Raw genomic sequence first — 24546 nt, 5'->3', positions numbered from 1 at the left:
CGGTTCGTTCTATTGACCGGGCGCACGGCGCTCGACGGAGCCCGCCGGCCGCGGCCGAAGAATAATGACGTACATGGCATAATTTGCCGCAAATCGCGGTCTGGCAGTAGTGGACAACACAACTCGCGGCGTGGCGCAGGGCGCATGTTGAATCGTCGGCATCGGAAGATCGGCAGCTGGCTGGGATTGCTCGCGATCCTGCTGACGACGCTCGCGCCGACGATCTCGCAGACGCTAGCCGCCCACCGCCACGCCGACGCGATGACGGGCGAGCATTGCCGGATGGCGTCGATGGACGACATGGTGTCGATGCCGGGCATGCGAATGCAGGACGGCACGCCCGAGGCCACCCAGACCACCGCCAACCCGCCCGACAATGCCGACGACAGCGCCGACGCCGGTAATCCCACGGACAAGCACGCGCAGATGTCCGGCGATGCCTGCGGCTATTGCAGCCTGCTCGCGCATCTTCCGGTGATGCCGAGCGTCGGCATGCTGTTCGTCGCCGCAGTGCGCGCGCGCCAGCATACGGCCGCGACGCGCTTTGACAGCGTGCGCCGTGTCGAACCGCTGACCTTCGCGCAGCCCCGCGCACCACCTTCCGCTTCCTGATCCGAATCCCTTACGACGCGATGCGCCGACGTGCATCGCGCTTGCTCGCGCGCGTCCGTCCGACGGCGCGCGCCGGCCTCGTCATCACCGATCAGACAGGATGCACTCATGCACACATCAGCAACGCGCGACGGCCGTCCGCCGCGCGCGGCGCCGCTCATCGCGGCTGCCACGTATGTCGCCTACACCGCTTACGCCGCGTGCGGCGTCGTAGGCCTGATCACCGCGCCGTCCATCGCGCAGGCGCACGCGATCGCCGGCAACCGCGTCTTCCCGTCGACGCTCGCAGTCGACGACCCCGGCGTCGGCGACGAAGCCAATTTCGAGTACGGCCATCAGCGCGTGCCCGGCGACAACGGCGACCAGAGCATCAACACGTTCAGCTTCGAATACGACAAGCTGATCACGCCGCGCCTGGCGGTGTCGATTGACGGCGGGTACGTGATGCAGAACAACCCGCGCGCGGCCGGCTTCAACAACTTCGGCGTCGGCCTCAAGTACCTGCTGTACGTGAACGAGCCGCACGAACTGATGACGTCGATCGGCGTCACAGCGGAGCTCGGCGGCACCGGCAGTCGAGCGATCGCCGACAACTTCTCGACGATCTCGCCGACCGTCTACATCGGCAAGGGCATGGGCGATCTGCCCGATTCGCTCGCGTATCTGCGCCCGGTCGCGATCACGGCCGAGGCGGCCCCCGCGCTCAACACCGGCGCGGGTCAGCCGAACGCGTTCAACTACGGCTTCACCGTCCAGTACAGCCTGCCGTATCTGCAGCAGCACGTGCACGACGCGGGTCTGCCGCAGCCGTTCGCGAACCTGATCCCGCTCGTCGAGATTCCACTGTCGCGCAGCCAGGGGCAGACGACCGGCACGGTCAATCCGGGCTTTATCTGGATCAATCGCTATGGACAGTTCGGCGTCGAGGCGCAGCTTCCGATCAACCGCGCGAGCGGCTCGCACGTCGGCATTCTGGTGCAGGCGCATCTGTTCTTCGACGACATTGCGCCGACTACGCTCGGCAAGCCACTGTTTCCATGAGCAACGCAGGAGAAAAACGATGATGAACAGCTTCGAATATCACGCGATGCGCGTGGCGGCACTGATCGCCGGCTTGACGCTCGCGAGCGCGGCGCTCGCGCATGTGTTTCCGCAAAAGCAGGAGCCGGGCGCGGGCGCATCGGTGGCCGCGCCCGCGCAGGTCAAGTTGACCTTCGACGGGCCGCTCGAACCGGCGTTCAGCTCGCTGAGCGTGACCGATGCGAGCGGCAAGCAGGTCGGCACACGGAAGTCATCGGTGGATGCGCAGCAGCCCGCGGTGATGACGCTGCCGCTGCCGACGCTCGCGGCCGGACACTACACCGTGCATTGGATCGCGGTGGCGCCGGACGGGCATCGAACGCATGGGGACTATGGCTTCGATGTGAAGTAGGGCGGCACGATGGGCCGTGCCCGCGCAAGCGGCGCTCAAACCCGCTTGAACAACTGCCGCGCGAGCGAGCACATCAGCATCGTCGCGGGCGATTCGTCCTGCAGGCGCCGGCTCATGATGATCGGCGACGCGGCGCTTGCCGACGGAATCGGCCGGTACGCGACGCCATGCGCGCGCAAGCCCTCGACGCTTTCCGGTACCAGACATACGCCGACCTGCGCGGCGACCAGACCGAGCGCGGTTTGCAACTCGCGTACTTCGTGAATCGCCTTCGGCTCCAGCGCCTGGTCGTGCATCGCCGAGATCTGCTGGTCCGCATAGCTCGGCCGCGGCGTGCTCGGATAGACGATCAGCGTTTCCTCGGCGAGCGCGGCGAGCGTCAGCGGCTTCTTCTGCCGCGCGAGCGGATGGTCCTGCGGCAACGCGGCGATCATCCGTTCCTCGACCAGCACTTCGCGCGCGAGTTGCGCGTCGTCGAAGCGCAGCCGCCCGAAGCCGACGTCGATGCGGCCGCCTTTGAGCGCGGCCAACTGCTCGATCGTGAACATCTCGATCAGCGATAGCTCGATATGCGGCGCGGCCTCGCGAAACGAGCGGATGACCGCGGGCAGCGCGCCATATAGCGTAGACGGCACGAAGCCGATCACGATGCGCTCCGCGAGTTGCGCGAGCCGGCGCGTGAGCGGCGCGAGCTCGTCGGCCTCATCGATCAGACGTTTCGCCTGGGTGTAGAAAATGCGGCCGGCTTCGGTGAGCCGCAACGGCCGCGAGCCTCGCTCGAACAGCGGCAGGCCGACGTCTTCCTCGATTTGCTGGATCTGCCGCGACAGCGGCGGCTGCGTCATATGCAGACGATTGGCCGCCCGCGTGATGTTCATCTCCTCGGCGACCGCGATGAAGTAGCGAAGTTGGCGAAATTCCATGCATGCCTCAGAGGTGTGATGCGTCGGCGATCGGATTGGTGTTGGAATGCCGCGGGCTGAGTGTCCGTTTACTGCTCTGTGCTCCCGCACGAGCGCTCCGCGAAGGCAACGAATGATAGCAACAGCACCGTCAGATTCCGGCCAGATGGCGCACGAGCGCCTTTTCCGCGCGCGGCAACACATTCAGCTCGCGCATGCAGATCAGCGACGCAGCAAAATTGCCGGCATCGTTTCAATGGATGCCGTGCCGATGATCTCTTCGTTCGTCCTACCGTTATGCGCGCCGTTGCGCCTGCCGGTGCCCGCGCGGCACAGGCGTGTTCGTCGTGCCGGCAGTACTCTATCTGTAGGGGCTCGAGGACTTTTCGTCGCGGGTTCTTTATCTGTCCGCCTGGCGTCGCCGTTCAATCAACGGCGCGCGCGTTCGTTTAAATGACGTCAGGGCAGCGGATAGCAGAGGAGGGAGATCATGTGGCCCATTATTCTCGATACGCTCGGTGCGCTCGCGGTGCTTGCGAGCGTGGCGGCGCAGATCGCGCTGCTGCGCAAGCATTGAAATAAAGGCGCAGCGAATAAATCGCGTATCGCCCGAAATCTTCGTAAGCCCCCCGTAAACAGATTCAACCAAATCCGCTTCGAATCGATTGTTCGTCGGAAGCGGCGTGTCAATTCGCCTCGAGCCGCTTTATCCGATCTCGCGCGATGCCTAAATTTACGACTTGTGACAGCGCCACTGCATTCCAGCTTTTAGCGGCGTGGACCTCGCGACTTCTCGCGAGGCATGCCGGCGCGAACCATTGAAAGGACACGATGATGAGCAAGCTCACAGGCAAGGTAGCGGTTGTAACGGGTGCATCGAAAGGCATCGGTGCGGCGATTGCGAAGGCATTGGCGGCGCAAGGCGCGTCGGTCGTGGTGAACTATGCGTCGAGCCGCGCGGGCGCCGACAAGGTCGTCGCCGATATCACCGCGGCGGGCGGCAAGGCGGTCGCGGTTGGCGGCGACGTGTCGAAGGCCGCGGACGCGAAGGGCATCATCGATACGGCGATCGAAACCTATGGCCGGCTCGACGTTCTCGTCAACAACTCGGGGGTCTATGAATTCGCGACGCTCGAAGAAATCACCGAAGCGCATTTTCATAAGCACTTCGATGTGAACGTGCTGGGTCTGTTGCTGGTGACGCAGGCGGCGGCCAAACATCTGGGCGAAGGCGGCAGCATCGTCAACGTGAGCTCGGTCGTGACCCGCATCACACCGGCGACCACCGCGGTCTATTCGGGGACCAAGGGCGCGGTCGATGCGATCACCGGCGTGCTCGCGAAGGAACTCGGTCCGCGCAAGATCCGCGTGAATTCGGTGAATCCGGGCATGGTCGAGACCGAAGGTACGCACACCGCCGGGGTGATCGGCTCGGACTTCGAAACGTGGGCGATCAGCACGACGCCGCTCGGCCGTATCGGCCAGCCCGACGATATCGCCGATGTCGTCACGTTCCTGGCTTCGGACGACTCGCGCTGGTTGACGGGCGAGAGCCTGATCGCGAGCGGCGGCTCGCGCTAAGTCCGACGGGTTGCCAACGCTTCTGGCAACCCGCTTTTCAAATTGAGCGCGATAACGGATGGCGCGGCCGGTAGCACGACGGCCGCGCCGCTCGTTGCAGCGACGGCGCGCGAGCTACGCGCGTTGAACCTCGCCGACCGAGAACTCGGTTTCCGCTCCCGGCAATTCCACCGCGAAAAACGCGTCGAGCAGATTCGAACCCGGCCGCTCGGCGAGCCGCGTCAGCGATTCGATCATCTGCACTCGGCAGTCGACCAGCGGCACCATCCGGATGCGCCGCGACTCGTTGAACTCGGCGCGCGCGATCACGCCAACCCCGATTCCCTGCGCGACCGCTTCCTCGAGCGCCTCGCGGCCATCCACGTACATGACCGGTTCGACCTGCAACGACTCGCGCACGAGCTCGATTTCGAGCAGTTGTTGGGTGACCGATTGCGGCTCGCGGAAGATCATTGGCTGTTCGACGAGCTCCGCGTAACTGAGGCGGCGCTTCTTCGCGGCCGGATAGCTGGCCGGCACCATCGCGACCAGCGGATCGCGCCGCAACACGCGCGATTGCAAACGGCTATGCACCTGCGGCGCGGCCGTAATCGCCGCGTCGACCGCGCTCGACAGCACACGCTGCATGCACTCGGCCGCATTGGCGATCGACAGCGTGACGACGATGCCCGGATGCCGCTGGCGAAACGCGCCGATCAGCGCGACGGCGAGATCGGGCGCATCGGCCGCGAGCGATAGCGAACCCGACTCCAGTCCGCCCGCCGATTCGAGCAGCTGGCGCGCGTCGCGCTCGCAGCTGAGCATATGCCGCGTCACGCTGAACAGGCGCAGCCCGAGTTCGGTCGTCTCCACGCCGCGCGGCCCGCGCTCGAACAGCTTGACGCCGTAATCCTGTTCGAGCCGCCGGACATGATCCGACACGGCTGGCTGCGTCAACGACAACGCCTGTGCCGCTTTCGAAAAGCCGCCATGCTCAGCGACCGCATGAAACGCCCGCAATTGCGCGTACTGCACGTGTGCCTCGCCGATAAGTTTTTGCGATACCTACATCGATTATATCGATTTTGCCGATGATCGGCGTTTCGATATCGTGTGAGGTATCGACATAGCGATATCGGAGTACCCGACATGGAAAGCGCGATCGGCGGTTCGGCCGCTGCATTGAGCGTTGCGGCCGCGGCAACATCGGTCATCCGTGGCACGACATCCTGTGCGGCCCCGGCTGGCGGCGAGCCTTACCTGCTGACACCGGGTCCGCTGACCACGGCACTCTCGACGAAACAGGCGATGCTGCGCGACTGGGGCTCATGGGACGGCGACTTCCGCGCGATGACCGCTCAGTTGCGCGCGAGCCTGCTCGAAATCGCCGGCGACACCGCCGGCGACTACGACTGCGTGCCGCTGCAGGGCAGCGGCAGCTACTGCGTCGAAGCGATGCTCGGCAGCCTGATTCCGCGCGACGGCCATGCGCTCGTGCTCGCGAACGGCGCTTACGGCAAGCGCGCGGCGACCACGCTCGGCTACCTCGGCCGCGCCTGCACGCTGCTCGACAAGGGCGACTACCTGCCGCCGCGCGGTGTCGAAGTGGAGCGCATGCTGGCCGCCGATCCGTCGATCACGCACGTGGTCGCGATCCATTGCGAAACGAGCTCCGGCATCCTCAATCCGCTCGAAGAGATTGCCGCCGCGGTCGCGAAGCACGGCCGCAAGCTGCTGATCGATTCGATGAGCGCCTTCGGCGCGGTGCCGCTCGACGTGCGGCAGATCGCGTGCGAGGCGTTCGTGTCCTCGGCGAACAAGTGCATCGAGGGCGTGCCGGGTTTCGGCTTCGTGATCGCGCGCAAGAGCGCGCTCTGCGAAGCGAAGGGCCGCAGCCATTCGCTCGCGCTCGATCTCTACGATCAATGGGACGTGATGAATCGCACCGGCCAGTGGCGCTTCACGCCACCCACGCATACGGTGGCCGCGTTCCTCGAGGCGCTGCGGCTTTTCAGGCTCGAGGGCGGCCAGCCGGCGCGGCTCGCGCGCTATGCGAACAATCGCGACGTGCTGGTCGCCGGTATGTACGAGCTCGGCTTCGAGCCATTGCTCAGCGCGCACTGGCGCTCGCCGATCATCGTGACGTTTTTCTCGCCCGCGCATCCGTCGTTCGAATTCGCGCGCTTCTATGAACTGATGAAGGAGCAGGGCTTCATCATCTATCCAGGCAAGCTGACGGTGGTCGACAGTTTCCGCATCGGCTGCATCGGTCTGGTCGACGAGCACGTGATGCGTCGCGTGGTCGAAGCCTGCGCGCAAGCGCTGCGCATGATGGGCGTCACGCATGCGGCGCCGCCGCCCGCCGCGCTCGACGAACGCAAGGCGCTCGCGCAGGCGGCCTGAGCCGCGGCGGCAAACCCAATATTTTAGGATTCCCGGGGATTCAAGCAGATGAAATACGTGAAGGCAGTGATTTTCGATTGGGCCGGCACGGTGGTCGACTACGGTTCACGCGCGCCGATGGGCGCCTTCGTCGAGACCTTCGAGCAGTTCGGCGTGCCGATCACGATCGACGAAGCACGCGGCCCGATGGGTATGGCGAAGCGGCCGCATATCGCGGCGCTGATGGCGCTGCCGCGCGTCGCGCAGGCTTGGGCCGAGCGTCACGGCCATACACCGACCGACGCCGATATCGACGCCGTGTACGAAGTGTTCGTGCCGAAGAACATCGCGGTCGCAGCGAGCTATAGCGCGGTGATCCCTGGCGTCGCCGAGGTCGCGAGCGCACTGCGTCACGACGATATCCGCATCGGCACGACCACCGGCTATACCCGCGAGATCATCGACGAAATCGTGCCGGGCGCGGCCGCGCAGGGCTTCTCGCCGGACAGCATCGTGTGCACCGGCGATACGCCGGAAGGGCGGCCGTCCCCGTATATGATCTACCGGACGCTGCCGCAACTCGGCGTATGGCGCGCGAAAGAGGCGATCAAGGTCGACGACACCGAGGTCGGCATCGAAGAGGGCATCAACGGCGGCACGTGGGCGGTCGGCGTCGCGGTGAGCGGCAACGCGTTCGGCATGAGCGAGGCCGAGGTGAAGGCGCTGCCGGCCGACGAATTCGCCGCGCGCCGCACCGCCGCGATCGATAGGTTGAAGGCGGCGGGCGCGCATTACGTGATCGACAGCGTCGCGGATCTGATGCCGGTCGTCTACGACATCGACGCGCGGCTCGCGCGCGGCGAGCGGCCTTGAAGCGTCAACCCGATAACGTCACTTGAAGAAGCCGACCGCGAGATCGATGAACTCGCGCACCTTGCGCGGCACGAACTCGCGGCTCGGGTACACAAGCGACACGGCCACGTCGCCATTGAGCACCGCATAGCCGTCGAGCACGCGTACCAGCGTGCCGGCGCGCAATTCGTCCTCGACCATTTCGAGCGGCAGCAGCGCGATGCCCATCGCGCCGAGCGCGGCCTGCTTCTGCATGATCATGCTGTTGACCGTGAACGACGCATCGATCGCGATGCTCTCGCCACTGTCGTCGCCGCCCCCGCTCGCGCTTTCGGCGTCGCCGTCACCCTTGCGGAAAATCCACATCGTGCCGGTCGTGTCGAACGGCGCGGCGATCAGCCGATGCCTCCCCAGCTCGGCCGGCGTTTGCGGACGACCGGCCTGCGCCAGATACGCGGCCGCGGCCACCGGCACCGCGTGCGAGTTGATCAGACGCCGTACCACCAGCGACTCCGAGCGGATCATATGCTCGGTCACGATGCCGACATCGAAGCCGCCTTCGAGCAGATCGACGCGCTTTTCCGTCAGCGTGACGCGCAGGTTCACCTGCGGAAAGCGCGCCTGATATTCGGCGAACAGCGGCGTCAGCCGGAACAGCGAAAAACTGCCGAGCGCGACAATGCGCAGGTCGCCGGCCACTTCGCGCGACGCCGTGGTCGCGCGCGATTCCACTTCCTCCAGTTCCGCCAGCAGCACGCGGCAACCGTCCGCGTATTGCGCCCCGGCCTCGGTGAGCACAACCTTGCGCGTGGTGCGTTGAAACAGCCGAATGCCGAGATGCTGTTCGAGGCTCGACACATGGCGCGTGACGACCGACGTAGACACGTTCAGTTGCGCGGCGGCCTGCGCGAAGCTGCCGACATCGGCGACTTTGACGAAGGCCTGCATGGCCTGAAAAAGATTGATCATCTGAGTGCAAGAAACGTCTTTGTTGTTGCGCACGGCGGGGCCGCGTTCGCGCCCATCCTGAACTACCGCGCGACCAGCGCGCCATCGCGCGCGACGATGCGGCCGTTGGCGACCACCAGCTTGCGCACCGGCCGCGCGACGAGCGCATGCGCGAGCGTGTCGGCGTCGACCAGCACGAGATCGGCGCGCGCGCCCGGCTGCAAACCGTAAGCCTCGAATCCGCAGGCGCGCGCGGCGACGCCGCTGACGCAATCGAACGCGAGCGCGAGATCGTCGTCGCGGCGCAGGCCGTAGCGCATCGCGATCAGCATCGCCCGTTCCAGCATGTCGGGCGAGCCGTACGGCGTCCACGTGTCGCGAATCCCGTCGTTGCCGCCGAACAGCGTGACGCCGTGCGCGCGGCAAGCGGTGAGCGGCGGCACCGGCACCGACGGCGGCGCGGTGGTCAGCAGCGCGACGCGCAGCTCGGCGATACGCGCGAGCAGCGCATCGCGTTCGCGCTCGGGCAGCGCGCCGAGACAGAACGCGTGGCTGACCACTACTTGCCCCTGCATGCCGTGCGCGGCGACGCGATCGAGCAGCAAACCGAACGTGAACGCGCCGATTTCGCCGGGCTCGTGCAGATGAATGTCGATCGGCTTGCGGTGACGCTCGGCGAGCGCGAAGGTCAGATCGAGCGACTTCACCGGATCGCCGTCGATCAGCGCGGGATCGAGCGCGCCGAGCACGTCGGCGCCCGCGGCCAGCGCGCGATCGAGCAGCGCGTCGGTGCCGGGCCGGCCGAGCAGACCCGATTGCGGAAACGCGACGATCTGCAGGTCGAGCACGTCGCGCAGCGTGTCGCGCGTGGCCAGCACGCCGTCGAGATGGCGCAGGCCCGCGTCGGTGTCGATATCGACGTGCGTGCGCACCCGCGTCGTGCCGGCCGCCAGGAACGCGCGAGCGAGCGCGAGCGATTGCGCGCCCGCGTCGTGGCCGCTTTCGGCGCGCCAGCGGCGCTCGTTTTCGATCCGGTCGGTCAGCTTCGGTCCGACTTCGTTGCGATACCAGCGCAAGCCCCAGTTGGTCTTGTCCAGATGCGTATGCCCTTCGACGAAACCTGGCAGCAGCAGCGCGTCGCCGCCGTCCTCGACGGGCACACCGGGCTCGCGCGGCAGAGCGGCGCCGAGCGCGGCGATCCGGCCATCGACCATCGACACCTCGACGCGCTTGCCGTCGGCGAGACGCACGTTGGTGATCAGCGAGGCGTTCGTCGTGGGGCGTGGAGTGGTCGTGGTCATGAGCGGTAGGCAAGGGGAGTGAACGGGGTGCACGGGGTGCAAGGGAGACGCGGCCGGTGCGTTGACGCAACCCGCGATGCTACCCCGAGACGATCATAAATCGCTCCCCGTTACGGCTGATAACGCGTGAATTGATCCGGGAATTCGACGCGCCGAGATCGCGGCGGAGGGCCGCGCCGACCGGCAAAATCCAAGGCCGGACGGCGGTTCGCGGTATACTCCCGCGTAACTTGCCTGATCGCCAGGCTTGCCCGATACCTAGCTGTTACCCCCAAATCTCCCCGTACGTCGAGTTTAACGCTACTGCTTATGAGTACAATCCTTGAAAGTCTTCCGATCGGCCAGAAGGTCGGTATCGCGTTTTCCGGCGGCCTCGACACCAGCGCCGCGCTGCACTGGATGCGCAAGAAGGGCGCCGTGCCGTATGCCTACACGGCCAACCTCGGTCAGCCCGACGAAGACGATTACGATTCGATCCCGCGTCGCGCCACGCAATATGGCGCCGAAGGCGCGCGCCTGATCGACTGCCGCGCGCAACTGGTCGCGGAAGGCATCGCGGCGCTGCAGTGCGGCGCGTTCCATATCTCGACGGCGGGCGTCACCTACTTCAACACCACGCCGATCGGCCGCGCCGTGACCGGCACGATGCTGGTTGCCGCGATGAAGGAAGACGGCGTCAACATCTGGGGTGACGGCAGCACGTACAAGGGCAACGACATCGAGCGTTTCTACCGCTACGGTCTGCTCGTCAATCCGAACCTGCAGATCTACAAGCCGTGGCTCGACCAGCTGTTCATCGACGAACTCGGCGGCCGCGCGGAAATGTCCGAGTTCATGCGCCAGTCGGGCTTCGACTACAAGATGTCCGCTGAAAAGGCCTATTCGACCGACTCGAACCTGCTCGGCGCGACGCACGAAGCAAAAGATCTCGAAAGCCTCGAGTCCGGCATCAAGATCGTCAACCCGATCATGGGCGTCGCGTTCTGGCGCGACGACGTGCAGATCGCCAGGGAAGAAGTGACGATCCGCTTCGAGGAAGGCCAGCCGGTCGCGCTGAACGGCCAGACGTTCCCGAACGCAGTCGAACTGCTGCTCGAAGCGAACCGTATCGGCGGCCGTCATGGTCTCGGCATGAGCGACCAGATCGAGAACCGCATCATCGAGGCGAAGAGCCGCGGCATCTACGAAGCTCCGGGCCTCGCGCTGCTCAATATCGCTTACGAGCGTCTCGTCACCGGTATCCACAACGAAGACACGATGGAGCAATTCCGCGAGAACGGCCGCCGCCTCGGCCGTCTGCTGTACCAGGGCCGCTGGTTCGATCCGCAGGCGATCATGCTGCGTGAAACCGCGCAGCGCTGGGTCGCGCGCGCGATCACCGGCGAAGTGACCGTCGAGCTGCGCCGCGGCAACGACTACTCGATCCTCAGCACGAAGTCGCCGAACCTCACGTATCAGCCCGAGCGTCTGTCGATGGAGAAGGTCGCTTCGACGTTCTCGCCGCGCGACCGCATCGGCCAGCTGACGATGCGCAACCTCGACATCAAGGACACGCGCGACAAGCTGCGCATTTACTCGCAGGCGGGTCTGCTGTCGTCGAACGAAACGTCGGCGCTGCCGCAGGTGAAGGGCGACAAGGAATAAAGCGGCGCGTCCGACTACCTGAACGTCGCATCGATCGATGGGCCGGCTCGCGAGAGCCGGCCCATTTTCTTTGGGGCCGCCGGATGCGCCCCGGCGCGTGCGCGCGGTCCCACATTCTGTGCTCAAGTTTGGCCTGCCTATGCCGTTGACATAAGCTAAGCCCATTCTGGAACCCTTCCGTGCAACTCGCTCACAGTATCGACCGCCTCGCCAGCCGGATGCCAGTCGACTCGACCGCCGGCGGCGAACCCGAGGTGGAGTCTTCGGTCATCGAGTGGCTGTTGCACGACGACCAGGTGATGCGCGAGTGTTTCACGCACGCGGCGGAGATTCTGAAGAGCGTGACCGGCGCGGCGATTACCGCGATCGTGCTGCTCGACGAGGAGTATCAGCACTATCGCGCCGAGGTCGGCATGGCGATGCCGCTCGTCACGCGCGCGCGTTCGCTCGCCGACTACGCGGTGCGCGACGCCGATCTGTTCGTGATCGAGGATGCGCACAACGACAGCCGCTTTGGCGAATGCATGCTGGTCAAGCGTCATCCGTTCGTGCGCTTTTACGCAGCGATCGCGCTACGCGCGCCGAACGGCGAGATCGTCGGCGCGCTGTGCGCGATGGACCCGGCACCGGGCCAGCTCGATGCGGGCCAGCGCGGCGTGTTCCACCACCTGCGCGCGATGATCGAAAACGATCTGAAAATGCGCACAGCCACCGCGATCGATCCGCTCACGCAGTTGTACAACCGGCGCTTTCTGCTCGAAACCATCGCGCGACGCTGGAAGGAGGCGCGCGACGGCGACGTGATGGGCTCGGTGGTCGTCGACGTCGACTGGTTCAAGCAGTACAACGACACCTACGGCCATCAGGCCGGCGATCATTGTCTGCGGCTGGTCGCCTCGGTGATGCAGGCCGCCGCCGACAGCGTGCAGTTCGTGGTCGGGCGCATGGGCGGCGAGGAGTTCGGACTGCTGGTGCTCGAAGCGCAGAGCTCGAAGCTCGAAGACACGCTCGAAACGCTGCGCCAGGGCGTGGCGGATCTCGCGATCGAACATCGCGCGTCGCCGCTCGGGGTGGTGACGGTCAGCATTGGCGCGTCGCTTACGCGCATCAGCGAGCTGTCGCGGCCCGCGCACCGGGACGGTTTCGCGAGCGCGGACCGGGCGTTGTATCGCTCGAAGCATAATGGGCGAAATCGTGTGACGATGGCGTAGCTCTATCTTCAGTCGTGGCGGCGGCACGGCTTATAGGACCAACGTCCCATTTCCAACCGTTGCCATCGTGGCAATATCGAAGCGCGTAGTGAACGTCGACGCAGTCGCCGGGTGCGGCAGCAGGGCTTTTTACGATGCGCATCATTCAAACGTTGCTGTTCATCGCGGCGTTCTGCTCAGGCATGACCGTCGGCGCTGCGACGTGCGTCGCCGCCCAAACTGCAGCCGCGCAGCCGGCCGCCTCGTCGGCCGTTCCCGTTCCGGCAGCCCCAGTTGCCCCGGCCTCGACTCCCGCCGCGCGTCGTATCGATCTCGGCAATCAACCGTTCACCGGGGATTTCGACGCCATGCTCGACCGGCGTCTGATCCGCGTACTGGTTCCCTACAGTCGAACGCTCTATGTGAATGAGCAAGGCCACGAGCGTGGGCTGACCGCCGGCCTGATGCGGGACTTCGAGCGTTATCTGAACAGGAAGTACCAGGCGACGCTCGGCAAACGTCCACTCACGCTGGTGATCATTCCGACGACGCGCGACCAGTTGCTCCCAGGGCTGATAGCGGGCCGGGGCGACATCGCCGCAGGCAATCTGACGGTCACGGAGGCCCGCCTGAAGCAGGTCGACTTCGTGTCGCCGCGTGACCGGACAGCAGTACGCGAAGTGGTCGTGACCGGGCCGAAGTCGCCAGCCCTCGCGAAGCTCGACGACCTGAGCGGCAAGACGGTCCACGTGCGACCGAGCAGCAGCTATTACGAGAGCCTGAACGCGTTGAACGCACGGTTCGCCAGGGAACGCAAAGCCCCCGTGAAGCTCGTACCGCTGCCCGACGCGCTCGAAGACGAGGACGCGATGGAGATGCTCAATGCCGGGCTGGTCCAGATCCTCGTCGTGGACGACTGGAAGGCGAAGGTATGGGCGCCGATACTGCCGGGAATCGTCGTGCACAACGACATGGCGGTGCGCGACGCAGGCTACATCGGCTGGGCGGTCCGCTTCAAAAGCCCCAAACTGCAGGACGCGATCAACGACTTCTACCTGAATTACGTGAAAAAGCAGAGTGTCGCGGAAGTCCGTCTGCAGCAGGAAATGAAGCGCATCAAGCAGATCTCCAACAATACGGAGTCAGCGGAGCTGAAGCGATTCAAACAGACGGTTAGCCTCTTCGAAAAATACGGCGCGCAATACGGCTTCGATCCGCTCTTGCTTGCGGCTCAGGGCTATCAGGAATCGCAGTTGAACCAGAGTGCGCGCAGTCACGTGGGAGCCATCGGCATCATGCAGCTGATGCCAGCCACGGGGAAGGAACTTGCGGTTGGCGACATCAGGGTGGCGGAGTCCAACGTTCATGCGGGAGCAAAATATCTCGACGTGCTGATGGCCCGTTACTTTCCCGATGCCCACTTCTCGGAAAGAGACCGCTCGCTGTTCGCATTCGCGAGCTACAACGCAGGACCCGCAAACATCGCCAAAATGCGCAAGGAGGCGGCGGCGCGCGGTCTCGATCCGAACAAGTGGTTCAACAATGTCGAAATCGTGGTCGCCGAGAAAATCGGCATCGAGCCCACCACGTACGTGCGCAATGTCTTCAAATATTACGTTGCGTACCGGCTCGTCCGGGAGGCCGAGGCGGCACGTGCTCGCGCTATCGGGCAGATGCGCAAGCAGGGTGGAACGTAAGGGAAGTACTCGTCTGAAAGCGCTGTCAACGCAGCGACGCTGCTGCGTGATCATCGAGGCGCGCGCCCGAATAAGGCCGTTGGGCATTCACGCGGAGTCTGAACATGTCGACCATTGAAGATCGCTTGCACGCGCTTGGCTACGTCCTACCGGAGCCATTGCAGCTTCCTCCGGGATTGGCGCTTCCTTTTCCATGGGTGCGGGTAGTCGGCAACAGGGCTTGCATCTCGGGCCATGGACCGACCAACGCGGACGGCTCGCTGGCCGAGCCACTTGGCAAGGTGGGTAGTCAGGTCTCGCAGGAGCAAGCGTTCGTGGCGGCTCGCCTCACCGCCCTCGCTATTCTCGGCAGCCTGAAGCGCGAGCTCGGAAGTCTGGAGCGCATCGCGTGTTGGACGCGAGTGTTCGGGATGGTCAATTCGGCACCCGGGTTCAACCGGCAGCCTGCCGTGATCAACGGCTTCTCGGAACTGATACTGGCTGTCTTTGGCGAGGAGCGCGGCGCTCACGCTCGCAGCGCGGTGGGGATGGCCGAGCTTCCCTTCAACATTCCCGTGGAGATCGAGGGTGAAATCGAACTGCTTCCACGAGACGCCTGAGCGCTTGCATCGAGCGAGGCGGTGAAGGAGCGCCACGGTGAAGCGGCGTGATCTGATCCGGTGGCTTGCGGCTGTCCCGCTGTTTCCCTCTGTCTGGCCGTTGCTTCGGCTCGATGCCGCTCACGCTGCGCAGAACCCGCGACGCGTGCGTCCGGGTGAACCGGGATGGCCCACGCCTTCGGACTGGGCGCGACTGAAACAGCAGGTGGATGGCTACCTGATCCGACCGGAGTCACCACTCGAGCCCTGTCGTGAATCGCCCGACAACGCCGAGTGCCTTGCGCTCTTCCGTGAACTCAAGAATCCGTACTTCATCGGCGACAGTCCCGTCTTGACGCAGACCTGCGAGTGGGTTGGCGCGTGGAAAGCCGAACCGAGTGCCTACGTAGTCGCGGCGACAAAGGTCGAACATGTGGCGGCGGCCGTCAACTTCGCGCGTGAACGCAAGCTTCGCGTCGTTGTGCGCGGCGCAGGACATTCCTATCTTGGCACTTCGAACGCACCGGATTCCTTGATGATATGGACACGCGCGATGAACGAGATCAGGAATCACGATGCTTTCGTTCCGAGCGGTTGTGACGGGATCATTCCACCCGGATCCGCGGTAAGCGTCGGGGCAGGGGCGATCTGGATGCATACCTACGAAGCCGTTACCGGCGGTGTGGGTCGATATGTACAGGGCGGCGGTTGTGGAACAGTGGGCGTCGCAGGACTGATTCAAGGCGGAGGTTTTGGAACGCACTCCAAACAATTCGGCATTGCATCGTCTTCACTGCTCGAAGCGGAGGTCGTCACTGCGGACGGTGTGGTCAGGGTCGTCAACGCGCGAAGAGAACCGGATCTTTTCTGGGCCTTGAAAGGCGGGGGCGGCGGCACCTTCGGCGTGGTCAGCCGTTTGACGTTGCGCACGCACGAACTGCCGGAGGTGTTCGGCCTCGTATCGTGCGCAGTCGTGGCCCGCTCCGATATCGCGTACCAACGCTTGCTAGGCCGGTTCGTCGCGCTTTACGCCGATCGCCTATGCAATCGCCACTGGGGTGAACTCGTCACGCTGCTGCCGGGCAAGCGTCTGCGCATCGCCATGAGCTTTCAGGGACTCGGCAAAGAAGAGGTCGCCGCGCTGTGGCAGCCGTTCTGGGACTGGATTGCATTGCAGGACGACCTGACCATGACGGCGGCGCCATCGATCGTCGCCGGTCCGGGGAGGATACGCTGGGACGGGAAGGCGCTCGCGCGGTACGTGCCCGGCCTGGTCCGTTTCGATGACCGGCCCGGCGCGCCAGACGCCAATTTCTTCTGGACCCAGAATCTCGCCGAGGCCGGTCATGTGATCCACAGCTTCGACTCGCTGTGGTTGCCCGCCGCAATGCTGACGCGCGAGCGCCAACCCGAACTCGTCGATGCGCTGATGGGCGCTACGCGCTATTGGCCTGTCGAACTTCATTTTCAGAAAGGGCTCGCCGGCGCGCCTGTCGACGTGATTGCCGCCGGCCTGCAAACGCCCGTCAATCCAGTCGTGGCGGAATCGTTCGCCTTGGCCATCCTCGCGAGCGAGGGGCCACCGGCATTCGACGGACTGACCGGTCACGAGCCCGACGTTGCGAAGGCACAGCGAGATACGAAGCTGATCGCTCTGGCCATCGACGAACTCAGGAAGCTTGCACCTGCAGACGGCGCATATGTCGCTGAGAGCAGCTATTTTCAGCAAAACTGGCAAGCCGCGTATTGGGGGGCCAACTATGCGCGTCTGCTTTCGATCAAGAAACGTTACGATCCGCACGGAGTTTTCTTCGTTCGTCACGGTGTGGGCTCCGAAGACTGGAGCGACGACGGGTTCACCCGCATGGCCGATTCCGACTAGCCGGCCGGCTGTTTCGCGCGAATCCTGATGCTCGTTATGTGTCGGTAGGAGCGTGTATTGACTCCGGCGAAAGCTCAATGCACGCTAGCGATGCATCGGCATCCGAAGCATCTCTTTCTAGCGAACCTGATGAAGCGGGGTCGGTAATAAGTTCGGTGCCGTTGCCAATACAACGTCGTATAAATGACGGAGACAGAAAAGATGACAACACCGAAAAAGATCCCGGCGGCCATGCACAACCCTTGGAGGCTCACTACCGCGGCGACCCTGATGGCCTCCGCGATCGTACTGGCCGGCTGCGGCAGCAGCAACGACGACGGGCTGCAACCACCGCCGCCAAGCAACGTTCTGCCAGGCTTCATCAAAAGCGCGGTAACGACGAAATCTTATGACGGCAACAGCGATGATCTGCTGACCGCGGGCCTCGGCAAGACCGGCCTCGCGTCGGCGAGCGCGCCGGTCATCGCGAATGCCGCGCAACCTACGGCCGCCGAATTGCGGCGTCTCGCGATCTGGTCGAACTACCGGGCGCTCGTCGACATGACGGCGAACGGCGGCTATGGACGCTTCTGGGGTCCCAACGTCGACCTGAACGGCAACGACACGCTGGGCGAAGGCAAGATCGCGGGCAAGGAATACCTCGCCTATGCCGATGACGGCAGCGGTGCGCAGAACGTGAGCCTGCTCGTGCAGATTCCCACCAGCTTCAATCCAGACCAGCCGTGCATCGTCACCGCGACGTCGTCCGGTTCGCGCGGCGTGTACGGCGCGATTTCGGCGGCCGGCGAGTGGGGCTTGAAGCGCGGCTGCGCCGTGGCCTACACCGACAAGGGCAGCGGCAACGGCGCGCATGAACTGTCGACGAATCGCGTGACGCTGATCGACGGCACGTTGCAGGATGCGAGCTCAGCGGGCAAGGCGAGCCTCTTCACCGCGAAATTCGGCGGCACCACGCTGGCAACGTTCAACGGGCAGTTCCCGAACCGCTATGCGTTCAAGCATGCGCACTCGCAACAGAACCCCGAGCAGGACTGGGGCAAGAACACGTTGCAGGCGATCCAGTTCGCATATTGGGCGCTCAACGATTCGTTCGGCGCGTTGAATGGCACGACGCGCACGGTGCGCTATGCGAGCGGCAGCATCACGACGATCGCCGCGTCGGTCAGCAACGGCGGCGGCGCGTCGCTCGCGGCAGCCGAGCAGGACACGTCGGGGCTGATCACGGCAGTGGTCGTCGGCGAGCCGCAGATCAACATGCGGCTTACGCCGCAGGTGTCGGTCGCGCAGGGCGGCGTGCCGGTCGGCGCGTTCGGCGAACCGCTCGCCGATTACATGACGCTCGCGAACCTGCTGCAGCCGTGCGCCGCGCTCGCGCCGGCCGCGGCCGGCGCGCCGTATCTGACCGCGCTGCCGACCGCAACCACCACCGCGCTGCGCACCGCGCGTTGCGCGTCGCTCGCGGCGGCTGGCGTGATCGCGGGAGCGGATACGGTGACGCAGGCCACCAATGCGCTCGCGCTGCTGCATCAGCACGGCTATCAGACCGACTCGGACCTGCTGCAAGCGCCGATGTGGGACTCGCAGGCAGTGCCGGCCGTCGCGGTGACCTATGTGAATGCGTACGGCCGCGCCAGTGTGTCCGACAACCTGTGCGACTTCAGCTTCGGCACCACCAGCCCGACGGGCGCAGCCGGCGTGACGCCGGCGGTCTCGCCGATGCTGACGGTGTTCGGCAACGGCAATGGCGTGCCGCCGACCAACGGCATCAACCTCATCTACAACGCGGGCACCTCGGGCGCGGCCGATCATCGGCTTGCGACCGCCGATGCGAGCTACGCGGGCGCCGCATGCCTGCGCGCGCGGTGGATCGATGGTTTCCTGAATGCCAGCGTCGATGCGATCCGCGTAAATGCGAACCTGCATGGCAAGCCGACCATCATCGTGCAAGGACGCGCGGATGCGCTGGTGCCGATCAACCACGCGTCGCGGCCGTATCTGGGCTTGAACCAGGTGGCCGAGGGCGGCGCGAGCAAGCTGGCGCTTTACGAAGTCACGAACGGTCAGCACTTTGACGCGTTCCTCGGCGTCGCCGGTTTCGACACGCGTTTCGTGCCGTTGCACTACTACAATCTTCAGGCGCTCAACCTGATGTGGGCTCATCTGAAGAACGGCACGCCGCTGCCGCCGTCGCAGGTGATTCACACGATACCGCGCGGCGGTACGCCGGGAGCCGCACCGGCGCTGACCACGGCCAACCTGCCGGCGATCGCGGCGAGCCCGGGCGCCAATGCGATTTCCGCAACGAACGGTGCGGTGAACGTGCCGGATTGAGCGGCGCGTGCTGAAGCAATGCGTGCACACAGGCGAGCGCCTGTGTGCGCGTTGCCGTGAGACGACCTGCGTCTACGCTCAAGAACTCATCCCCTCGCGCTCGAGCCACGAACGGAACTGCACGACCAGTTCATCGCCAGATTTCTCATCCGCAATGTAAGTGCAGTAGCTGCGCGACCGCAGACGCGGACCGTCGAACGGTGCGACGAGCCGGCCAGCGGCGAGATCGTCGGAGACCAGCGCGGTCGGTCCCATCGCGACGCCGATGCCGTCGATGGCGGCCTGCAAGGTCAGATAGAAGTGATCGAAGGTCAACGTGGCGGCCGGCCTCAGCGCGGCAAGCTGCGTGCTCGCCAGCCAGTCGGGCCAAAGCCGCGGAAGACTCGAGGTGTGCAGCAACGTGTGTTGCCGCAAGTCGCCCGGCGATCGAAGCGGCACTCGCTGCAACAGCGCCGGACTGCAGACTGGCAGCCTCTCCTCCGACAGGAATGGCCGCATCGAATAGCCATAGAACGTGTCCGGGCCGCCCCGGATGACGATGTCGTAACTCTCTTTCAGACTCTCCAGCGGTCCGTTCGACGTTTCCACCTTCACCTCCACGTCGGGATGCCCGGCGCGGAATGTCGCCAGTCTCGGCACCAGCCAGCGCAACGTGAATGTGGCGGGTGCGTTGACGGACAGCGTCCGCGACAGCGTTTCGGGCACACCGTATCGCGCGGTTGCCTGCGACAGCTGTTCGAACAGCGGGCCGATTTCCTCCAGATAGGCTTTCGCCGCCGCCGTCAGCGTCACCCGCCGATGATGCCGTTTGAACAACGAGGCGCCGAGCCATTCCTCGAGCAGACGCACCTGCTGGCTCACCGCGCCGTGAGTCACGTGCAGTTCCACGGCGGCTTCCTTGAAGCTGCCGAGCCGGCCCGCGGCCTCGAAGGCCCGTAACGCATTGAGCGGAGGCAATACCCGTTTCATTTGCAAGAGTATTTCTAACGCAGGCGGCCAATTTATCTGGTTTGAGGGGCGACAACAAGATAGATATCCTTCCTGCTGTACCACTGATGCCATTCCCGCTCACTCTCGGCCCAAAACCCCATGCTTAGTTACACCGGTGGCATCGTGCTTTTTGCCGCGATGCTTCACGCGAGCTGGAACGCGATGCTGCACGGCAACCGCGACCGGTTCCTGTCCATGACGTGGATGAGCATCGCCATCGCGGCGGTCTCCACGCTCGTCGTGCTGGTCAACCCATTGCCAGCCAGCGCCTGCTGGCCCTACCTCGTCGCATCGGGGCTCGTGCATATCTTCTACAACGTGAGCCTCGTGCGGTCGTATCGACGCAACGACCTGGCGCTCGCGTATCCGATCGCGCGTGGCTCGTCGCCGCTGCTCGTCACGCTCGGCGCGGCGCTGTTCGCGCGTGAAGCGATCGGCCCGTTGCACGCGCTCGGGATCGCGATGATCTCGGGCGGCATCATCGCGATCGCGTTGCAGGGGCGGCACGTGTCGCGCGCGGGTGTGCTGAGCGCGCTGACGACCGGTGCGACGATTGCGCTCTATACCGTGATCGACGGCATCGGCGTCAGAATGTCCGACGGTCAGCCGCTGATCTACACCGCGTGGATGTTCATGTCCTATTGGCTGATGCCGTTGCTGTTCGTCGCAATTCGCGGCCTCACGCCGTTATGGACACCGGTACGTGCCGAGCCGCTGTCGGTGGGCTCGTCGCTCGTCGGCGGCCTGGTGTCGATCGCGGCGTATGGCATCGTGATCTGGGCGCTGCAGTCGGGCGCGATGGGTGCGGTGTCGGCGTTGCGCGAGACCAGCGTGGTGTTCGCGGTGCTGATCGGGCGGGTGTTTCTTGGAGAAGCGGTCAATGGCGGGCGCTGGCTCGCGTGCCTGGTCGTTGCGGCTGGAGCGGCATGTCTGGGGCTTTGACCGGACAGAGGATGCGGGTCGTTCATCACCGGCACCTGGCTCGATGTGACGGGTGGCAAGTAAGCCATGCGCCATTCGTCCGTAAGATTTCCTTAAGCTTCGGCTGATAGATAGCGGGTTCGACAATGGCAGACAAAAATTACGATGCCCCGTGGACCCAGATCCGGCCGACAGGCCGAAAAGAACCGTTACCGCTCGACCTACCTGCTCGAATTGGCGCGCGGCAGCTCGCACATTTCGAGCACGCTGGGCGCCGACAGCCAGCAAGCGGCGATCGCCGAAGTGCTGTGCGATTTTGGCCTCAAATACGGCAAGGACGAACTGCCGGTCTTTCGCGCGCTGCTCGCGGAAAGCCTCGAGGATCGTGGCAATCCGGACGCGGCGCGAGCGGTGCTGAGCTTCGCGTCATGCCAAACGGTCTAGCCGCTCTCTAGCCGCCGATCAGCTTCAACCCCACCGGCAGCGATTCGCCGAACACGCGACCTTCGTCGGCGTTATCGAGCGCGACGACTTCGCTGACCATCGTGATCCAGGCGCGCGGCGCGCTCGCCGCTTCGAGGCGTCGCACGACGCTCGCGCGCAATTCGTCGGCCAGGTCGCGCGAGCGATCGCCGGTCATGCGAGCGATCTGCACGGCCGCGAACGCGGCCGGGTCGACCTTCTTCCAGTCGAGCGCGAGGATTGCGTCGAGCCATTGCGCGGCGACGTCGGGCGGCACGACGCTGTGCGCGCTGCCGTAGAACGGCTGGCGCGCGCCGATCCGTCCGACCGCCCACCAGCTTTGATGGTTTTCCGCGGGCTTTTTCAGGCGCGTGAGCACCGCCTCGCCGAGTTCGATCTTGCGTTCCGCCGGAATCCGTTCGAGCGATGCGGACAGGCGCACCATATCGGCAAAGCCGGTCTTCGCGACATCGAACGGCAGCTTGTGACGCGATTGCGCGGCCTTCTGCAGATAGTCCATCGCGTCGAGCACACGCAGTTGCGCGTCTTCGCCGAGACCGCCGGCCGCGCGGCGCCACAACGTCCACCATTCGGACCACACCTGGCTGTCGGTCACGTATTGAATGCCGTCGTCGAACAGCGTCCACAGTTGCTCGACGCGCCATTCGTCGAGCGGATAGCCGAAGCCGGGCCGCACGCAATAGCCGGCCAGATTCAGCCACAGCCGCTCGTGATCGGCCGAGCGGCGCCGGCGCCGCGCGCGTTCCCACAGCGCGCCGAACAGTTCGCGCAGCAATGCGCTATTCCAGCCATCGCGCGGGCCGAGCAGATGTTCGAGCTGCGCGCGCAGGCGTTTGATTTCCTTCGGGTCGACGTTATGCGCGCGGGCGCCGAAGCAACGATCGATCAGTTCGATCGCGCGATCGAGCGCGGGGTGGCGTTGCGGCGCGCCATCGGCGGATAGGTCAACTTGCGCGTCGCCATGGCGCAGCTGGAACTCGAGCAGCCAGCGTTGCGACGGATCGTCCAGCTCGATGCAATGGACGTCGAGCGTGCCGACCTCGGTCAGCGACGTCGCGATGCGCACCGCGGTTTCGCGGGCGCGCTGGCCGTCGCGTGGCTGGACGATCGTCGCGATCGGCGGCAGGCGCACGAAGTCGCCGCCCGCGAGGTCGACCAGCTCGCCAGGCTGATACGCGGTGTCCGCGCTCGACGACACCAGGTGAAAGCGCACCGGATGCCCGAGCCGCAGCGCGAACGTGCGATCCTCGATCAGAATCTCGTGACCTTCCTCGGTGCCGCGCGGCAGCAGACAGATGCCGCGTTGCGCGGGCGCTGCGTCCGGCTCGGTGACGTCTTTGCCGGCAGGCGTTTCGTCGAGCAACAGAAAATAGCTGCGCGGCGAACCGCCGCCGATTTTCGGCGCGAATCCCGCGCGCGCGAGCGTATAGGCGACCGCGCCGCGCGCGACCGCGACGTCGGGGTTGTCGTTGTGCAGCACATGGAGCGGCGCGCCGCGCCAGCCGCCGAGCGTGTCGGCGAGACGTCGCGACAGCGCGTCGGCGCGGAACACGCCGCCGTTGAGCAGCAGCGTGTCGGGAACGGGCAGGGCGGCTGTGCCGGATGCGTCCGGCGCGCCGGAATCCGCGCCCAGGGCCTTGCGCGACTGCGCGGCGAAACGCTCGAGAAAGGCCGCGACATGCCGTGTGACCGCCGCATCGGTCGAGTACGGCAGGCCGAATTCGACGATCGCGCCGCGCGGGCGGCCCGGTCGCTGATCGGCGGCCACGCGCGGAAAGAATCCATCGACGATGATCTGCTCGACCTCGACGCGCGTGACCTGTGTGGTGCGCGCGCCGCCGATCAGCTTCGAGCCCGCGCCGAGCAATGTGACCGGCGCCGACTCGGGCGCCTGCGCGCCGAGCAACTGCTCCTTCGCGACGCGGCATCGCTCGACCAGCTGCGACAGGCTCGCCGCCGACAGCCGCTGCGGTGGCTGTGCGCCGCCACCGGCACCACCCAACAGCCGCGCCTCGACCAGATGCGCGAGCGCGAGGTCCATGTTGTCGCCGCCGAGCATCAGGTGATTGCCGACACCGACGCGTGTCAGGCGCGGCTCGCCGTCGTCGGTCAGGCCGACTTCGATCAGCGTCAGGTCCGTGGTGCCACCGCCGACGTCGCAAATCAGCACGAGCCGGGTCTGGGACAACTCATCGGCAAGCGTGTCGCGATGCCGGAACAGCCAGTCGTAGAACGCGGCCTGCGGCTCTTCCAGCAGCCGCAGCGACGGCAGTCCCGCGAGCCGTGCCGCTTCGACGGTCAGCGCGCGCGCGCCTTCGTCGAACGATGCGGGCACCGTCAGCACGACGTCCTGCTGTTCGAGCGGCGCCTTCGGAAAGTGCTGGTTCCACGCGGCGCGCACGTGCGCGAGGTAGCTCGCGCTCGCATCGAGCGGGGAGATTTTGCGCACGTCGTCGGGCGCGCCCCACGGCAGGATCGGCGCGACGCGATCGACCGACGCGTGCGACAGCCAACTTTTCGCGCTCGCGACGAGCCGCCCCGGCACCTGCGCGCCGAGCAGCCGCGCGAGCCGGCCGACCACGGCCGGTTGCCCGGTGTCCTTGCCGTGGTCCGACGCTGCCCGAGCACCGGCGGACCACGGCAACTGCAGATCGGCCGCGCTCAGCTCGCCGTCGGCCGCCTGATAGCGCACCGACGGCAACAGCGGCCGCGCGGCGACCTCGCCGGGGCTCACCAGCTGCTCGATCTCGAACACGCGGATCTGCTGCGATCCGGCTTCCGCGTACGCGAGCACCGTGTTGCTGGTGCCGAGATCGATGCCGACGCTGTACCGCTTCATGT

20 protein-coding genes are annotated in these 24546 nt (G+C 65.4%); 14 read left to right on the top strand and 6 right to left on the bottom strand.

Annotation, left to right across the window (positions count from 1 at the left end; genetic code table 11):
- Window positions 1–144 precede the first annotated feature (144 nt).
- The 3 genes from VSR82_RS01735 (at window position 145) to VSR82_RS01725 (ending at window position 2044) form a co-directional block, all read left to right on the top strand.
- Window positions 145–612 carry a DUF2946 domain-containing protein gene (locus tag VSR82_RS01735; RefSeq protein ID WP_429459157.1) on the top strand — a complete coding sequence of 156 codons (468 nt, stop codon included), beginning with the start codon at window positions 145–147 and terminating at the stop codon, window positions 610–612.
- 108 nt (window positions 613–720) lie between these two features.
- Window positions 721–1653, top strand: a complete 933-nt coding sequence (locus VSR82_RS01730) for a hypothetical protein (protein ID WP_429459159.1) — start codon at window positions 721–723, stop codon at window positions 1651–1653.
- A gap of 19 nt (window positions 1654–1672) precedes the next feature.
- Window positions 1673–2044: a copper resistance CopC family protein gene (locus tag VSR82_RS01725; RefSeq protein WP_368586963.1), complete on the top strand. Its 372-nt coding sequence runs from the start codon at window positions 1673–1675 to the stop codon at window positions 2042–2044.
- 35 nt (window positions 2045–2079) lie between these two features.
- Here VSR82_RS01725 and VSR82_RS01720 read toward each other — a convergent pair whose 3' ends face one another.
- On the bottom strand, window positions 2080–2967 hold the full coding sequence (locus tag VSR82_RS01720; RefSeq protein ID WP_013089555.1) for a LysR family transcriptional regulator: 888 nt from the start codon (window positions 2965–2967) through the stop codon (window positions 2080–2082).
- 813 nt (window positions 2968–3780) lie between these two features.
- Here VSR82_RS01720 and VSR82_RS01715 point away from each other — a divergent pair.
- On the top strand, window positions 3781–4527 hold the full coding sequence (locus VSR82_RS01715; protein ID WP_368586961.1) for a glucose 1-dehydrogenase: 747 nt from the start codon (window positions 3781–3783) through the stop codon (window positions 4525–4527).
- A gap of 114 nt (window positions 4528–4641) precedes the next feature.
- Here VSR82_RS01715 and VSR82_RS01710 read toward each other — a convergent pair whose 3' ends face one another.
- Window positions 4642–5541, bottom strand: a complete 900-nt coding sequence (locus VSR82_RS01710; RefSeq protein WP_429459162.1) for a LysR substrate-binding domain-containing protein — start codon at window positions 5539–5541, stop codon at window positions 4642–4644.
- A 114-nt stretch (window positions 5542–5655) separates the two neighbouring features.
- Here VSR82_RS01710 and VSR82_RS01705 point away from each other — a divergent pair, with 114 nt between their 5' ends.
- Together VSR82_RS01705 and phnX are read left to right on the top strand one after the other, a co-directional pair.
- The gene (locus VSR82_RS01705) at window positions 5656–6909 is read left to right on the top strand and encodes a 2-aminoethylphosphonate--pyruvate transaminase (RefSeq protein WP_498857459.1); all 1254 of its coding nucleotides are present in this window, start codon (window positions 5656–5658) and stop codon (window positions 6907–6909) included.
- Between the two features lie 48 nt (window positions 6910–6957).
- Window positions 6958–7761, top strand: a complete 804-nt coding sequence (gene phnX / locus VSR82_RS01700) for a phosphonoacetaldehyde hydrolase (protein WP_498857458.1) — start codon at window positions 6958–6960, stop codon at window positions 7759–7761.
- 18 nt (window positions 7762–7779) lie between these two features.
- Here phnX and VSR82_RS01695 read toward each other — a convergent pair whose 3' ends face one another.
- The gene (locus tag VSR82_RS01695) at window positions 7780–8709 is read right to left on the bottom strand and encodes a LysR family transcriptional regulator (RefSeq protein ID WP_429459166.1); all 930 of its coding nucleotides are present in this window, start codon (window positions 8707–8709) and stop codon (window positions 7780–7782) included.
- Window positions 8710–8771: 62 nt separating this feature from the next.
- Window positions 8772–9989, bottom strand: coding sequence for an amidohydrolase family protein (locus tag VSR82_RS01690; protein WP_429459168.1), 1218 nt, complete (start codon window positions 9987–9989; stop codon window positions 8772–8774).
- 309 nt (window positions 9990–10298) lie between these two features.
- Between VSR82_RS01690 and argG the strand changes: the two genes are divergently transcribed.
- The 6 genes from argG (at window position 10299) to VSR82_RS01660 (ending at window position 19311) form a co-directional block, all read left to right on the top strand.
- On the top strand, window positions 10299–11633 hold the full coding sequence (gene argG, locus VSR82_RS01685; protein WP_498857457.1) for an argininosuccinate synthase: 1335 nt from the start codon (window positions 10299–10301) through the stop codon (window positions 11631–11633).
- 179 nt (window positions 11634–11812) lie between these two features.
- Window positions 11813–12844, top strand: coding sequence for a sensor domain-containing diguanylate cyclase (locus tag VSR82_RS01680; protein ID WP_498857456.1), 1032 nt, complete (start codon window positions 11813–11815; stop codon window positions 12842–12844).
- A 134-nt stretch (window positions 12845–12978) separates the two neighbouring features.
- Complete coding sequence (locus VSR82_RS01675) at window positions 12979–14520, top strand: MltF family protein (RefSeq protein WP_429459174.1); 1542 nt, start codon at window positions 12979–12981, stop codon at window positions 14518–14520.
- A gap of 104 nt (window positions 14521–14624) precedes the next feature.
- Window positions 14625–15119, top strand: a complete 495-nt coding sequence (locus VSR82_RS01670) for a RidA family protein (RefSeq protein ID WP_429459176.1) — start codon at window positions 14625–14627, stop codon at window positions 15117–15119.
- Window positions 15120–15324: 205 nt separating this feature from the next.
- The gene (locus VSR82_RS01665) at window positions 15325–16980 is read left to right on the top strand and encodes an FAD-binding oxidoreductase (protein WP_498857455.1); all 1656 of its coding nucleotides are present in this window, start codon (window positions 15325–15327) and stop codon (window positions 16978–16980) included.
- Between the two features lie 270 nt (window positions 16981–17250).
- Entirely contained in the window at window positions 17251–19311 is a 2061-nt protein-coding gene (locus VSR82_RS01660; protein ID WP_429461872.1) for a D-(-)-3-hydroxybutyrate oligomer hydrolase, read from the top strand.
- A 78-nt stretch (window positions 19312–19389) separates the two neighbouring features.
- On the opposite strand, the gene gcvA is transcribed toward VSR82_RS01660, so the two are convergent.
- Window positions 19390–20280 carry a transcriptional regulator GcvA gene (gene gcvA, locus VSR82_RS01655; protein WP_429459180.1) on the bottom strand — a complete coding sequence of 297 codons (891 nt, stop codon included), beginning with the start codon at window positions 20278–20280 and terminating at the stop codon, window positions 19390–19392.
- 120 nt (window positions 20281–20400) lie between these two features.
- Between gcvA and VSR82_RS01650 the strand changes: the two genes are divergently transcribed.
- Window positions 20401–21243 (top strand): EamA family transporter, encoded by an 843-nt coding sequence (locus VSR82_RS01650; RefSeq protein WP_429459182.1) that lies wholly within the window; start codon window positions 20401–20403, stop codon window positions 21241–21243.
- A 144-nt stretch (window positions 21244–21387) separates the two neighbouring features.
- The gene (locus tag VSR82_RS01645; protein ID WP_429459184.1) at window positions 21388–21666 is read left to right on the top strand and encodes a hypothetical protein; all 279 of its coding nucleotides are present in this window, start codon (window positions 21388–21390) and stop codon (window positions 21664–21666) included.
- 7 nt (window positions 21667–21673) lie between these two features.
- On the opposite strand, the gene VSR82_RS01640 is transcribed toward VSR82_RS01645, so the two are convergent.
- The gene (locus VSR82_RS01640; protein WP_429459186.1) at window positions 21674–24544 is read right to left on the bottom strand and encodes an Hsp70 family protein; all 2871 of its coding nucleotides are present in this window, start codon (window positions 24542–24544) and stop codon (window positions 21674–21676) included.
- Between the last annotated feature and the right edge of the window lie 2 nt (window positions 24545–24546).

This window comes from Burkholderia sp. JPY481 (assembly GCF_038900515.1).
Lineage (GTDB): Bacteria > Pseudomonadota > Gammaproteobacteria > Burkholderiales > Burkholderiaceae > Paraburkholderia > Paraburkholderia youngii.
This window is presented reverse-complemented; position numbering and strand designations above follow the sequence as displayed.